General features: G+C 52.2%; 13 protein-coding genes. 7 read left to right on the forward strand and 6 right to left on the reverse strand.

Going from position 1 to position 14,431, the window contains the following annotated elements; all coding sequences use genetic code 11:
• Nucleotides 1-47: 47 nt before the first annotated feature.
• From mnmA to EHT87_RS02215, 3 genes are all read right to left on the reverse strand, one after another.
• The gene (gene mnmA / locus EHT87_RS02205; protein ID WP_124903390.1) at nucleotides 48-1,229 is read right to left on the reverse strand and encodes a tRNA 2-thiouridine(34) synthase MnmA; all 1,182 of its coding nucleotides are present in this window, start codon (nucleotides 1,227-1,229) and stop codon (nucleotides 48-50) included.
• A gap of 327 nt (nucleotides 1,230-1,556) precedes the next feature.
• Nucleotides 1,557-3,809 (reverse strand): xanthine dehydrogenase family protein molybdopterin-binding subunit, encoded by a 2,253-nt coding sequence (locus EHT87_RS02210; protein ID WP_124903392.1) that lies wholly within the window; start codon nucleotides 3,807-3,809, stop codon nucleotides 1,557-1,559.
• Between the two features lie 20 nt (nucleotides 3,810-3,829).
• Complete coding sequence (locus EHT87_RS02215; protein ID WP_124903394.1) at nucleotides 3,830-4,285, reverse strand: (2Fe-2S)-binding protein; 456 nt, start codon at nucleotides 4,283-4,285, stop codon at nucleotides 3,830-3,832.
• A gap of 468 nt (nucleotides 4,286-4,753) precedes the next feature.
• On the opposite strand from EHT87_RS02215, the gene trpF reads away from it, so the two are divergent.
• From trpF to EHT87_RS02230, 3 genes are all read left to right on the forward strand, one after another.
• A complete protein-coding gene (gene trpF, locus EHT87_RS02220) occupies nucleotides 4,754-5,380 on the forward strand; it encodes a phosphoribosylanthranilate isomerase (protein WP_124903396.1) in 627 nt (208 codons plus the stop codon).
• 147 nt (nucleotides 5,381-5,527) lie between these two features.
• On the forward strand, nucleotides 5,528-6,052 hold the full coding sequence (locus EHT87_RS02225; RefSeq protein ID WP_124903398.1) for a PspC domain-containing protein: 525 nt from the start codon (nucleotides 5,528-5,530) through the stop codon (nucleotides 6,050-6,052).
• A gap of 6 nt (nucleotides 6,053-6,058) precedes the next feature.
• A complete protein-coding gene (locus tag EHT87_RS02230; protein ID WP_124903400.1) occupies nucleotides 6,059-7,066 on the forward strand; it encodes a toast rack family protein in 1,008 nt (335 codons plus the stop codon).
• 87 nt (nucleotides 7,067-7,153) lie between these two features.
• Here the strand turns inward: EHT87_RS02230 and EHT87_RS02235 are convergent, their stop codons facing one another.
• The gene (locus tag EHT87_RS02235) at nucleotides 7,154-8,392 is read right to left on the reverse strand and encodes an ABC transporter permease (protein ID WP_124903402.1); all 1,239 of its coding nucleotides are present in this window, start codon (nucleotides 8,390-8,392) and stop codon (nucleotides 7,154-7,156) included.
• A 139-nt stretch (nucleotides 8,393-8,531) separates the two neighbouring features.
• On the opposite strand from EHT87_RS02235, the gene EHT87_RS02240 reads away from it, so the two are divergent.
• Complete coding sequence (locus EHT87_RS02240) at nucleotides 8,532-9,758, forward strand: exo-beta-N-acetylmuramidase NamZ family protein (RefSeq protein ID WP_124903404.1); 1,227 nt, start codon at nucleotides 8,532-8,534, stop codon at nucleotides 9,756-9,758.
• Between the two features lie 247 nt (nucleotides 9,759-10,005).
• Nucleotides 10,006-11,538 (forward strand): glutamine-hydrolyzing GMP synthase, encoded by a 1,533-nt coding sequence (guaA, locus tag EHT87_RS02245; protein WP_124903406.1) that lies wholly within the window; start codon nucleotides 10,006-10,008, stop codon nucleotides 11,536-11,538.
• 63 nt (nucleotides 11,539-11,601) lie between these two features.
• Here the strand turns inward: guaA and EHT87_RS02250 are convergent, their stop codons facing one another.
• Nucleotides 11,602-11,796, reverse strand: coding sequence for a hypothetical protein (locus tag EHT87_RS02250; RefSeq protein ID WP_124903408.1), 195 nt, complete (start codon nucleotides 11,794-11,796; stop codon nucleotides 11,602-11,604).
• A gap of 9 nt (nucleotides 11,797-11,805) precedes the next feature.
• Nucleotides 11,806-12,051, reverse strand: coding sequence for a hypothetical protein (locus EHT87_RS02255; protein WP_124903410.1), 246 nt, complete (start codon nucleotides 12,049-12,051; stop codon nucleotides 11,806-11,808).
• A gap of 185 nt (nucleotides 12,052-12,236) precedes the next feature.
• On the opposite strand from EHT87_RS02255, the gene EHT87_RS02260 reads away from it, so the two are divergent.
• Nucleotides 12,237-13,454: a sensor histidine kinase gene (locus EHT87_RS02260; RefSeq protein ID WP_124903412.1), complete on the forward strand. Its 1,218-nt coding sequence runs from the start codon at nucleotides 12,237-12,239 to the stop codon at nucleotides 13,452-13,454.
• A 162-nt stretch (nucleotides 13,455-13,616) separates the two neighbouring features.
• A complete protein-coding gene (locus tag EHT87_RS02265; protein ID WP_229320804.1) occupies nucleotides 13,617-14,414 on the forward strand; it encodes an alpha/beta fold hydrolase in 798 nt (265 codons plus the stop codon).
• The last annotated feature ends 17 nt before the right edge of the window (nucleotides 14,415-14,431 follow it).

Genomic DNA, 14,431 nt, shown 5'->3' on the forward strand with positions numbered 1-14,431 from the left:
TGAAGGACGGTTTTTTAATTTGTGTCAACACGGAATTTGGTTGACAATCAGTGGATTGCCGGCATTTCAAGCCCGGTCATTACGTGTTCGCCTTCGGATTGGCGGAAGCTTTTCATGATCCAACCGCCCCCAATCACGTCGTCGCCTTCGTAAAAAACGGCCGCCTGACCGGGCGCAATTGCCGAAACGCCCTGTTCAAACAGTACCTTGATTTTGTCGCCATCCTGGGAAATAACCGCGGGTGTCCCGGGGTCCTTATACCGTACTTTCGTTACGGTTTCGAGCGGCTTTTCGATCGAGGTATATTTTTGGAGATTTAACCGGCTGACCATCATGCCGTCGCGGTATAAATCTTTGTCGATGCCCAGAATAACTTCGTTGGAATCCTTGCGAATATCGGTTACAAATACCGGGTAGCCGAAAGCAATGCCGAGCCCTTTTCGTTGTCCGATCGTATAAAACGGATAGCCTTCGTGTTTGCCTACCACTTTTCGGGTGCCGGTCGATGAATCTTCGAGAATAAAATTCCCGCCCGCCACTTCCTGTTCCAGGCCCGGAACGCGCCGTTTCAGAAAGCCCCGGTAATCATTGTCGGGCACGAAGCAGATTTCATACGACTCCGATTTGGTGACCAATTCGGTAAAACCGCGCTCCGTCGCCATCGCGTAGATTTCCGACTTGCGCAGGTGGCCCAAGGGTAATTTGGTGCGGCTCAGACTTTCCTGCGAAACCCCCCACAGCACGTAGGATTGATCTTTCAGGTTGTCGATGCCGCGCGAGATGACAAACCGCCCGTTAGCCGGACCTCCGTCGGTCACTTCCCGAATATTGGCGTAATGGCCCGTGGCAATCGACTCGCAATCCAGGCGGTCGGCCCGGCGCAGCAGCGCATCCCATTTGATGTGGGTATTGCAGAGAACGCAGGGGTTGGGCGTGCGGCCTTCCAGGTATTCGCCCGTAAAATGGTCGATGACCGAGTCACCGAATTCGGCCCGAATGTCCAGGATATAATGCGGAAAACCGAGGTTGACCGCAATGTTGCGGGCGTCGTTGATGGAGTCGAGGCTGCAACAGCCGGTTTCTTTTTTACTGCCGCCGGAGGAGGCATAATCCCATGTTTTCATGGTCATGCCGATGACTTCGTAGCCTTCTTCGTGCAGCAATACCGCTGCCAGTGAAGAATCGATGCCGCCACTCATGGCGACCAAAATGCGTCCGTGTTTGCTCATGACGTATCTGACAAGGTTCAAAGCCTTGCGATAACTGGTTTTATATGGTGTTATTTGGATGGTATATGCTGTAAATCAACAGGTTACTTATTGGCTTAAGCCTATCCAAATCTGGCAAAACCGCCTTTTGCTGGACCTGTTTACGTATTATTGATTTAGCGTATACCAACGCAAAGATACGGTTTAACACCAGTTTAGTAAAATCCATTCACCAATACCGCTTCAAATTAGGGCTTCTGCGCGGAAAGATGTTCTGCGGAGAAAGTGGCTGGGAATGTTTTTGCCGGAATGTAATGATCATTTTTCACCGGCCTAAGCAGGTTTGCCTCAAATCCGCTTATCCATCTCCGGCTGGAAGGGTTGATTGTAAAACCGTTTCCCTTTGTTTTTATACAGCGCATTGGCTACCGCGCCAAAAACCGGCGGGAAGGGCGGTTCTCCCAAACCGGTCGGGTCGAGGTCATTTTCGACAAAGTGGACCTCGATCTGTTTAGGCGCTTCGTTGTGACGAATGATCCGGTAAGTATGGAAGTTGCTTTGCTCGGCCGCGCCGTTTTTATGCGTCAAGGCACCATACAACGCATTCCCGATCCCGTCGACCACCGCGCCCTGCACCATATTCGTGGCCGCATCGGGGTTCACGACAATGCCGCAGTCCATCGCACTGAAAACCCGATCTACATACGGCTGGCCATCCCGCGTCACCATATCGACCACGTGGGCCGCGTACGAGTTGTGGCAGAAATAGGCCGCCACGCCCCGGTGGTACTTCTCGTTCCCCGGTTTGTTCCAACCCGATTTGTCGCGCACCAGCGTCAGGACACCCGCATACCGGTCGGGGTCATACTCATTGTTTTTGCCGACCGGATTTTCCTTCGCCCGTTTCAGGAGTTCCAGTCTAAACGCGATGGGATCTTTCCCCATGGCCTCGGCCACTTCATCCAGAAAGGATTGCTCGGCAGCTGCGTTGAAGTTGGAGCGCGGAGCCCGAAAGGCCCCAATGGTGATATTGGACGGAATCTGCCAGCCTTCGGCCAGGTAGTTTTCCACGGCTCCGGCCGGAAACCGGTTGGCATGAATCGCGTGTTCCGGTATACCGCCCCCAATCACGTGGAAACCGATCAGGTTTTTGTTGGCATCCAAAGCCGCGCGATACGTAGCCGTATACATCGGCCGATAGATGCCGTAGGTCATGTCATCCTCGCGGGTGTAGATCAGTTTGATCGGCGCTTTGGCATGTCTGGAGATCAGAGCCGCTTCGGTGAGGTAATGGCCATACGCCCGACGGCCAAAACCGCCACCCATCCGCGTCATTTGAATGTCGATCTTGTCGGCCGGAAGGTTCAGGATTTTTGACAGCGTCGGCTCAATCCAGCCCGGTGCCTGCAACGGCCCCACCAGCAGGGCTTTTTCGTCCGTTACATGGGCGAAGAAATTCATCGGCTCCATGCAGTTATGGGCCAGAAACGGGGCGTTGTAGGTGCGTTCGATCACCTGAGCCGCATTTTTGAACGCCGTTTCGGGATCGCCGTCTTTCCGTAGTTGCTGCGCCGGTTTTTGGGCATACGCCTGCATTTTTTCCAACTGGGCGCTCGTACTTTCCAGCCCGCCCGGAACCACCACCTCTCGTTTGCCGCCCCGACCGGCCATGGTATCCTTGGTATCGCCGATCGGCTCCCACTGGGCCAGGAGCTTTTTGCGGGCATTCATGACTTCCCAGGTGGTTTTGCCCACCACAACCAGCAAATCGTTGAACGTCCGGGTATCGAAACCGCCCTGCTCGAAACCGTCTTCGTACAATTTCAGGCTGAAAATAGCCTTGATGCCCGGCATTTTAAGGGCTTGCGCAGCATCGAACGATTTGAGTTTCAGGCCGAAGGCGGGCGGATGCTGAATCATGGCGATGAGCATCCCGTCAGCCCGGTAGTCCAACCCAAAGAGCGGTTTGCCGGTGACTATTTTTTGCCCTTCCACATTTTTCTTCGATTTTCTGACAATCGCAAAATCCCTGGGGGCTTTTAGTTTCAGGTCTTTGGGTACTGCCAGCGTAGCCGCTTTACCGGCCATTTCGCCATATTTCGCCGATTTGCCGCTCGAATGCAGCAAGACGCCGGCTTGGGTCGTCACTTCCCCGACCGGTACCTTCCACGTTTGGGCGGCTGCTTCCCGCAGCAGGTGTCGGGCGGCTGCCCCGGCTTCCCGGAGTGGTTTCCAGTACATGCGAATCGAATTACTACCGCCCGTAAACTGGGGACCTAATTTGGTGTTGTCGTACGGCCCCATTTCAACCACCACGTTTTTCCAGTCGACGTCCAATTCCTCAGCGACGATCATGGGCAACGATGTCATCACATTCTGACCAAACTCGGGATTGGGGCACAGAAGTTTCACCCCATTGTCGGCCGTAATCTGAATGTAGCCATTGAGTTGGGTCCACTGCTCGGGCAGGTTCAGGGCCTGCATTTTATCGGCTGGCTTGAAGCTTGATAACCAGCTTACACTGAGCATCATCCCTCCGCCCGAAAGCAGCGAGGCTTTTAAGAACGAACGCCGGTTCTGGGTGGTTTTTGAGTTGTTCATGGTCAAGGTTCGGATTACGGTTACTTCCTGGCGACCGATTTGATGGCTTCTTTGATGCGCAGGTACGTTCCGCAGCGGCAGATGTTGCCACTCATGGACGCGTCGATGTCGGCATCGCTCGGATTCGGGTTGGTTTTCAGGAGCGAAGCCGCACTCATGATCTGTCCGGCCTGGCAGTAGCCACACTGCGCCACGTCGTGTTCCAGCCACGCCTTCTGGACGGGATGGTCGCCTTTGGCCGACAAGCCTTCAATCGTGGTGACGGGCTGGCTGCCCACCGCCGAAACGGGCAACTGGCAGGAACGAACCGCCGTTCCATTCAAATGCACGGTACAGGCCCCGCACTGCGCGATGCCGCAGCCGTATTTGGTGCCTTGCAAGTCCAGATGGTCGCGCAGCACCCAAAGCATCGGCGTGGCTGGATCGGTATCCACCCGCCTGATTTTTCCGTTGATTTTTAAATTGTATGTCGCCACAGCGGTAGGAATTACTTCGTTAAGATAAGAATTTAAAGGAGAAGTACCTGACGGCTTTCGGAAAACCAGACGCTGCCGAACCACCCTGACCCCTTTCCAAACCGGATGGGCATTGGCAAAGGTCTTATTTACGTTTGGTAGGAATGGTATACAGATTACAGAAGTTTCAACCATTTTTACCGATTCAAGAAGATTGCCTACTGCAGTCGGTCTGAAAAAGCCCCATCTTGTGGTGAAAGACGCCAGCCTGTAATGATCGTTTACCATAAAAATTATGGATACCGGTAGGCTACCATCCGACCGGGATTGCTAACAAAAGACGGTTTATAAGCGAAGTTGTCCTTTCTTTTCCGGACGGACTTGTCAATAATAGTTGAGCCGGGCTGATTCCTATTCACAAACTGGCTTTACCTTTGCCGAACCCTTTTTCAGCCCACAATCAAAATTCAATTGTAAACATCAGGTAGAATGGCTCTCCGTACTTTCGTTAAAATCAGTAATGTTACCAACCTGAGCGATGCCCGCTACTGCGCCGGAATGGGCGTCGATCTGTTGGGTTTTTCCATGGACGAAAACTCGGAGCAATACGTAGCCCCCGAAAAATTCAAGGAAATCCGGTCGTGGGTAGCTGGTCTGCACATCGTCGGTGAAACGTCGTCGATCGATGTGATGGAAATCGAGCGGTTGCTGGCGTTGTATCAACCCGATGTGTTGCAAGTTGAAGAGTCGGCTTTATTGCCTTATTTGTCCACCTTCGATTGCCGCATCATTCTGAAAGCCGACCTCTCGTCGATGACGCTCGATCAGCTGGAGACGTTCTTTTCCTCCATCCAATCCGATCAGATTGCTTATTATTTGCTCGAAAGCAACGGAGCCATCAAGCTGGATGACGATCTGAAAGCGGTATTGCAACGGCTGGCAACCCGCTACCCGATCTTACTTGGCACGGGCTTTACTCCGGAATCGATCCAGACGTATTTGACCGAACTGCCGATCCGGGGTATTGCGCTCACCGGAGGAGACGAAGACCGGCCCGGTTCGCGCGATTTTGGCGAACTGATGGATCTTCTGGAAGCTCTGGAAACAGATGACTGATCAGTTATTAGGTTTTACCCGGTAGTATGTATTACCTATTATCAGGTAATCCGTACTTTCATCCGAATTCGCGCCCTTTCTTCCTTTCTTCCTTTCAAGCTACCGGAAACCAACCTAGGTTTACAGCGTATTTTAACTAATACGCTCATGACTAAACGATTGGAACGTCTTCGTGACGAAGCCATGTTAGGCGGGGTAGCCGCCGGACTGGCCCATTATTTCAATACCGACCGGACTTTGATCCGGGTTCTGTTCGTAGCCGGCTTTTTCCTGCCGCATGTCCCGTCCCTGATAATTTATGTTATCTTGTGGATTGTATTACCGGAACGGGTTTCCGGGTATTATGCTTCGTATAAAACTGAACCTTCAACTAATCTGTACACAACCATGAATACGAATGAACGCAATGGCAACCTCGTCGGCGGGGCAATTCTGGTCGGAATCGGCTTCCTGTTTTTGCTCGACCGGTGGTTCAATATTGACTTTGGGGATATGTGGCCGCTTATTCTGATTGGTATCGGTGCCTGGTTGATTGTTAAAGACCGGAACCGTAACAATGGTCATAACGACGGCCCTCCCTCCAGCGACCGGTATACGAGCGGTTCGGACCCCTACAGCAGCGGAACGACTGATCCGTATGCCTCCAACAACCCACCGCAACAACCACTCTGATCAGCCATGAAGCGAACAGGATTATTCTGGGGCATTGCCCTGATCACGCTGGGCGTGGTGTTTATGGCCCATAATTATGGCTGGTTTTACATCGACTGGAGTTTCTTCTCCCGGTTCTGGCCGGTGCTGATTATTCTGGCGGGTTTGAATCTGATCTTTTCGCGGTCTAATTCGGCGGCCGCTCTGGTCACTACCGTTCTGCTGGCGGTTTCGGTGCCGCTGGCCGTCGTTGGTGCCTTTCACGGGAATCGCTGGGATAATGACCGGTACGAATACCATTATAACAACGATGATGATGACAATGAGGATTCGGATCATAATCGCAATGAGGATGATGACAAGGATGACGATAACGACAATCAGAACGAAAACCGGCCCAAAGTTCAAACCAGCCACATTGCCGAACCGATGGATCCCATCATCGAGCAGGCTACGCTGAAATTTGAAAGCGGAGCGGGGCGGTTTTACGTTGGCGCACCCTCGGATAGTTTGATCGAGGCCGATACCCGCATGAGTGTCAGCAAATACAGCATGTCGGTCAATCGCGGTGACGGCGCACGTTCGGCCGATATTGAACTGAAACTGGACGACGATGAAATTGAACTGAAATCCGGCGAGCTGGTCAATTTGGTGGATTTGCGGCTGAATCCGAAACCAACCTGGTCATTCGACTTTGGAATTGGCGCCGGGCAAGCCAATTTTGACTTGAGTGCTTACGCTGTCAAGTCGGTCAAACTGGGGGCCGGAGCCGCCGATATCGAATTAAAACTGGGCGATCGGGCGCCCCAGTCCGATGTAAAGATTGAGTCGGGGGTGACTTCGGTCACTTTAAAAATTCCGAAAACGACGGGATGTCAGGTTGAAGCAAAAGGCGCTTTAACGGTCAAAAAACTCGATGGTTTCGTAGAAATAGGCGGAGGAGTGTACCAAACGCCGGGTTATGCCGGCAGCGCCAAAAAGATAGACATTCACTACGAAGGCGGTGTGTCCCGCTTTGAAGTGGAACGGTATTAAGCGTTTCCTTTCCAGACGTCAGCGTGGATCGACAGACGCACAAAGAAGGCTGTGGTATTCAGGAAACAGAGGGATGCGGTTTTTCTTCTATTTCTTGAATACCAACGCTTTGATCGGCTGGATCTTCGTGGCAACCAGCGTAGGAAGCCACATCACCAGGGCAATGAGGGTGACGATGGCGAGGTTCACCAGGATGATACTTGGAAAATCCCAGGCAATCGGAACCGTATCCATGTAGTAGTTTTTAGGATCGAGCGGAATCAGTTTAAAATAATACTGAATGGCACACAAGCCGATGCCAATCAGATTTCCAATCAGCAACCCTTTCAGCACCATATTCAGTCCGACGTAAAAAAACACCCGCCGAATCAGCGAATTCTGACTGCCAAACGCTTTAAAAAGGCCGATCATGGGCGTGCGTTCCATCATGAGCACGAGCAGAATGGCCACCATGTTGAAACCGGCAACGAAGAGAATCAGGACTAGAAAAATACCGGTGTTCTGATCAAGCAGCGTCATCCAGTCGAACAGCGGTTTATAGGTATCCGTTACGCGCACGGGCCTCATGTCGGGCGCAGCCGCTTCCCGAACGTCCCGGTAGGCATCGTTCAACTGACTGAAATCGTTGACAAAAATTTCATACCCGCCCACCGAATCCGGACCCCAGTTGTTGAGTTGCTGAATCAGGCGTAAGTCGCCGATAATCATTACGTTGTCTCCTTCTTCGAGTCCTGTATCATAGATCCCCGTGACCTGTAGTTTTCGGGGGCGCAGCGTGTTTCCAATGAAGTACATGATGACGTCTTTGCCAACACCGAGTTGAAGCCGGTCGGAAATCCGCTTGCTAATTAAAATCTGGCAGGAATAATTGGGGTTGCACTGCGCACTGTCTTTAAAAAACCGCGGCAGGCGACCGGCCACCAGCGAACTTTGAAACAGACTCCAGTCGTATTCCGGTCCAACACCCTTTAAAACCGCTCCCGACAATTCATCGGCGGTTTTGAGCATCCCGGCTTTTGTGGCAACGGCCTGAATGTGCCGGATGCCCGCGATTGATTTGGCCTGCTTATAGAGCGGTGTCCGGAGTGGGAGCGGGCTTTCTTCGTACGAATTATTGAGTGAAAACTTCGATACCGTTATGTGTGAACCAAAAACAAAGATTTTCTGCTGAATACCCCGTTTATAGCCAAACAAAACCGCAAAGGCGATAATGATGCTGGCCAGGCCAATAGCAATACTGGCAATACCGACCTTGGTAACGGTGGCCGAAAAACTCGTTGTGGGCGTGTGACGGATACGCCGGGCAATAAAAAACGGAACGTTCAAGCGAAAAAAGGTTAGCGATCCGGGAATCGATTCAGTTCATCAAGTAAAATGTTAACTGAAAAACGGATAACCTGGAGACGTTTTCTATAAAATACCACATAAATGTAACAGATTTGCAGTATAAATGATCAGACGCCTAATGACTTCATTCGTAAAATTGCTCTTCATCGCCTGCTTGGTCGGTATATTCGGGATGGCCGGAAGCTGTTCGGCACAAACCAGCCGGAAACCGACCGCTGCGGCAGAGTCGGAAGCCATCCGCACCGGAGCCGAACAAATGAACCTCTACTTGCCCGCTTTACTCGGAAAACGGGTCGGCATGATCGTCAACCATACGTCCGTAATTGGTAAAACCCACCTGGTCGATAGCTTGCTAGCCAGGGGTGTGACGATTAAAACCATTTTTGCGCCCGAACACGGTTTTCGGGGACAAGCGACCGACGGCGAGACGGTTAGTAACGGCCGCGATCCGCGAAGTGGCGTTTCGATAATCTCTTTGTATGGCGCAAACCGCAAGCCGACGGCGGCCCAGCTCGATTCGCTCGATATCGTCATTTTCGACATCCAGGACGTTGGGACGCGGTTTTATACGTACATCAGCACCATGCATTACGCCATGGAAGCCTGTGCTGAAAACAAAAAATCGTTCATTGTGCTGGACCGGCCGAATCCAAACGGGCGCTACGTCGATGGCCCCATTTTAGATGCCCGGTTCCGGTCGTTTGTCGGTATGCACCCCGTTCCCATACTTCACGGTCTGACGGTGGGTGAACTGGCGAGGATGATCAACGGTGAAAAATGGCTCAAAAAACCGGACACCGCTTCCACCGATCTGCTCTGCCCGCTGACGGTGGTGCCCGTAAAAAATTATACTCATCAGCTTGCTTATACGTTGCCCGTAGCGCCGTCGCCGAATTTGCCCAATCAGCAATCCATTCTGCTCTATCCAACCCTCTGCCTGTTTGAAGGAACCGTGGTGAGTGTCGGGCGGGGCACCGACAAGCAGTTTCAGGTAATTGGTGGACCCGGTAATCCGAAGTTCGGATCCTATCAGTTTACGCCCGTCGATAAACCGGGTGCCGTCAATCCCCCGCAGGAAGGAAAACTGTGTTACGGCCTGGATTTGTCGGGAATCGATGCCACCCATCAGGGTTTGACCCTCAAATACCTGATCGAATTTTACAAAAAGGCCGTCGATAAAGACCATTTTTTTCTGGCTACCAATTACATCCACAAACTATACGGAACCGATCAGTTACCGCTGCAACTTAAACTTGGACTGACCGAAGAAGCCATCCGGAAAACCTGGGAACCGGGCTTGAGCCAGTACAAGGAAATGCGTAAAAAATACCTGCTATACCCTTAAAATGTCAGTCCGAAAAAGAACAGTAGTAGGGCTGTCAGTTGCGTACCTGGCTCGTTTATCCGGCTTGTTTTCCGACAAGCTGGACCGAAAACCGTATGCCGGAGCCTGGATCTGTAACAAATTTAACCGGTTCGCGGTGGTTTTGCTGCGATTGCGGACCCGAAATACGATTTCGACCGGAGGGATTCAAACGTTAAAGTTGGCAGTTTCCTAAAAACACCCTAATTTTGATTTTTAGAAACGTATCATGACAACCGAACAAATCCTGATTCTCGATTTCGGTTCGCAATATACCCAACTCATTGCCCGCCGGGTGCGCGAACTCAACGTTTACTGCGAGATTCATCCCTACAATCACATTCCAACGATAACCCCTGATGTAAAGGGCGTTATCCTTTCCGGTAGCCCGTGTTCTGTTCGCGATGCCGATGCGCCCATGGTCCATCTGGCGGCTTTTCGGCATAAATTACCGATTCTGGGCGTTTGCTACGGGGCCCAGCTCCTGGCCCACACCAGCGGGGGCGAAGTGAAACCTTCCTCGATCCGGGAATATGGCCGGGCAAAATTAAGTACGCTCAATACCGAAAATCCGTTGCTGAAAGGGCTGGAAGTCAACACCCAGGTGTGGATGTCGCACGCGGATACGATCACCAGCGTACCGGAAAACTTTCAGCTCATTGCCTCGACAGAAACCGTTCGGGTGGCCGCTTTCCAGATTGCGGACGAACCAACGTACGGTATTCAGTTTCACCCGGAAGTGACGCACTCGACGCAGGGAAAAACCGTACTGAAAAACTTTGTCGTTGATATTTGTGGCTGCTCGCAGGACTGGACCGCCGAGTCGTTCGTGGAATCGACGATCGCCGGCTTAAAAGAAAAAATAGGCGATGATAAAGTGGTCATGGCGCTTTCGGGTGGCGTCGATTCGTCGGTGGCGGCAACACTCGTCCACCGGGCGATTGGCCAGAATCTGTACTGTATTTTTGTGGACAACGGTCTGTTGCGGAAAGACGAATTTGAGCAGGTGCTGGAGTCCTACCGGCATTTGGGCCTGAACATCAAAGGCGTCGATTCCAAAGATCAGTTCTATTCTGCCCTCGCCGGACTGACCGACCCCGAAGCCAAGCGTAAAGCCATTGGCCGAACATTCATCGAGGTGTTCGACCAGGAATCGCACCTGATCGAAGATGTCGACTGGCTGGGACAGGGAACGATTTATCCCGATGTGATCGAGTCCGTTTCGGTGAAAGGGCCGTCGGCTACGATCAAATCCCACCACAATGTCGGCGGTTTACCCGCTTATATGAAACTTAAAGTGGTGGAGCCGTTGAATACGCTGTTTAAGGATGAAGTTCGGACGGTTGGAAAAGCCCTGGGGCTGCCCGATGCCATTCTGAAACGCCATCCTTTCCCCGGCCCCGGTTTGGCGATTCGGATTCTGGGGGATATCACGCCCGAAAAAGTACAGATTCTGCAGGAAGTCGATGCGTTATACATCAACGGATTGAAAAAATACGGTCTGTACGACCAGGTTTGGCAGGCCGGAGCCATTCTGCTGCCCATCCAATCCGTTGGCGTGATGGGCGACGAACGAACCTACGAACGGGTGGTGGCTCTACGCGCCGTGACGAGCGTCGATGGCATGACGGCCGACTGGGCACACCTTCCCTATGAGTTTCTGGCCGATATTTCCAACGAAATCATCAACCGCGTCAAAGGCGTCAACCGCGTCGTCTACGATATCTCATCCAAGCCCCCCGCCACCATCGAGTGGGAATAGAAGGGAGTGAAGAATTAAAAGTGAAGAATTAAGTGCGTCAGCCAACTCTTAACTTTTAATTCTTCATTCTTCACTGCTTAGTCCGTCGTCATCTTCTTCCTCATACAAGGTCGTTTGTGCCAGGTCCGGGTCGGGGCTGGGCAGGTTTCCTGACGGACTTAGATCGGGTTCGAGTTCGTCGCCGGTGTCCTCATCATTGCGGGCCATCGTCGAGGCAACGCCCTGGTTTTCGTCTTCGGCTGGATTGTAATTTTCCATAGGTTGTTTTTATAAACCGCTCGATCGGGCTACATTCCCGCCCAGCGCATAATTATCGTCCTGATGGTGATCGTGTTCGCCCGTTGGATCACCATCTTCGTCAACAGGCTCATCATCCAGTTCATCCTCATCCGTCTCGTCCTCATCGCCGTCCTCGATTGCCGCACCGCTTTGGTTAGCAAACAGGTTGGGGTCCATACGCAGAATCCGCGATCCAATCAGTTCGGGGTCTTCAGCCAACATACTTTGTTTCATAGCCGTAAGTGCTTGGTTAGGAAGATGTCTTATAAACCAGCCGCAGAGAAATTGGTTTGGTGAACTTTGTCTTTCTGATCAAGGCATTGTGGCGGCCAAGCCAAAATCAAGCCGCTAATCAGGCAAAGAATGCTCATTTTGCAGTAACTTCGCTACGACTGATAGATTGTTTATTAAAGGAGGGCATGACTGGTAAGAATTCGTCTACGGATGTTGATAATGTGCTGGAAGTGGAGCGTTTGCAACTGGCTTTACAAGCGGCCGGTGTGGGAACCTGGGATTTCAATCTGGTGACAGGATACGCCGAGTGGTCCGCCCTGTGTAAGCAACTTTTCGGATTGCCTCCCGATGGTAATGTGACGCCAGCTACGTTGCTGGAGCAGGTTCATCCGGACGATCGCGAACGTGTTCGGGAGGCCAACGCCCGGATTTTAAGCCCGCAGAGTGATGGGGAACATAATATTATTTTCCGAACCAGAACCGGTGAGGGCCACTACCGGTGGGTGCAGGCAAAGGGGAAAACCATCCTGAATCAAGAGGGTCAGATTGTTCGCTTTAACGGAATTGTATTTGATGTTACGGAGTTAATCCGGGCTCAGGAAGCCCAGCGGCAAGCGGCCGAAGTGCTGGAACAACGGGTTACCGAACGAACCCAGGCCCTGCACGAAGCGAATGAGCAACTGAAAAAGTCCAACCAGAACCTGGTTGAGTTTGCTTTCATTGCGTCGCATGACTTGCAGGAGCCACTCCGGAAAATTCAGTCGTTTGGGGATTTATTGAAAACTCAGATCGGCGCAGACCTGGGCGAAGCGGCCTCTTATCTGGAACGCATGCAAACGGCGGCCCGCCGAATGTCCATTTTGATTAAAGATCTGCTCACCATTTCCCGCATCTCGACGCTGCAAAAGTTCCTGCCGTCTGTCTCCCTGACGGCGGTTGTCCGGGATGTTCTCGATGATATTGGTTTATTGATCCAGGAAACAGAAGCCGTCATCGAGGTTGATCCATTGCCGACCGTTCAGGGTGATCCTTCGCAGTTGGCCCAGCTTTTTCAAAATTTAGTGAGCAACGCCATCAAATTTCAACGCCCGAACGTCAAGCCTGTCGTTCGGATGAGGGCTCAAACGGTGGCGGCTTCAGACCTGCCCCTTTCGGTGAAACCGGTACGGAAAACCGGCGTTTACAACCGGATCGATGTGTCGGACAACGGTATTGGATTCGATGAGAAATATGTCAATCGAATTTTTCAGATCTTTCAGCGTTTGCACGGCACCAGTCAATATGCCGGTACGGGCATCGGATTAGCCATTTGTGAGAAAGTAGTCGCCAATCATGGTGGAGCCATCACGGCCTACAGTCAACCCGGCCAGGGCGCTTCGTTTGTCGTCTACTTACCCGCCTGAATCGACGGAACCCGGTTGAAACCAGCTCCTGAATGCCTCACGGCTGTTGGGGAAGCGGGTACATACGCCAGCGGGGAACGTTTTTTTACTAACTTAACACGAATTACGGATTTGCCCCACAGGGGTATTCACGTTATCTTACCGGCCTTAACTTCCTTTCCCGTGAAAAAACTTCTCGCCCTGCTACTTCTGACGCTGCCGATGGGCGCTGCGGCCCAAACGTCCCGCGAACCGCTGTTCACCTCATTTGACGGAACAAAAATCCACTATGAAGTGGCCGGCGAAGGGAAACCGGTGGTGCTCGTTCATGGATTTATGGGCAACGGGACTTCCTGGCAAAAAGCCGTGTTGCGGCAGTCGCTGCTCGATGCTGGTTATAAAGTGGTCCAGCTGGATTTGCGGGGCAACGGCTTGTCCGATAAACCGCATACCGTTGAAGCCTACCGCAACGATGCCGAAGCCCGCGACATCATGGCCTTGATGAACCACCTGAAACTGAAAAATTACGATGCCGTCGGCTATTCGCGCGGCTCGATCATTACCGCTCGGTTGCTGATACTGGATAAAAACCTGCGCGCAGCGGTTTTAGGCGGTATGGGCGCTGATTTTACCGATCCAAACTGGGCACGCCGAATGGCTTTTGCCGAACTCTTCAGCGCAAAGGCCCACCTGCATCCGGAGTTTCAGGGCGCGTTGAATGCTGCCAAAACCCGGGGATTGGATACGCTGGCGCTCGGTTTTCAGCAACAGACCCAACCTTCGACAAGTCCGGCGGAATTGAGCCGGGTGAAAATACCAGTTTTGATTATTTCCGGCGATCAGGACGAGGACAACGGCCGGGCGGGTGATCTGGCCCGACTGATACCCAATTCCACGCTGAAAACCGTACCGGGCAATCACGGCAATACGTCGGGATCGGAAGGATTTGCGCGGGAGGTGCTGGCGTTTTTGAAAAAATGAGGTATTGCCTTTCAGGA

Source organism: Larkinella knui (assembly GCF_003858645.1).
Lineage (GTDB): Bacteria > Bacteroidota > Bacteroidia > Cytophagales > Spirosomataceae > Larkinella > Larkinella knui.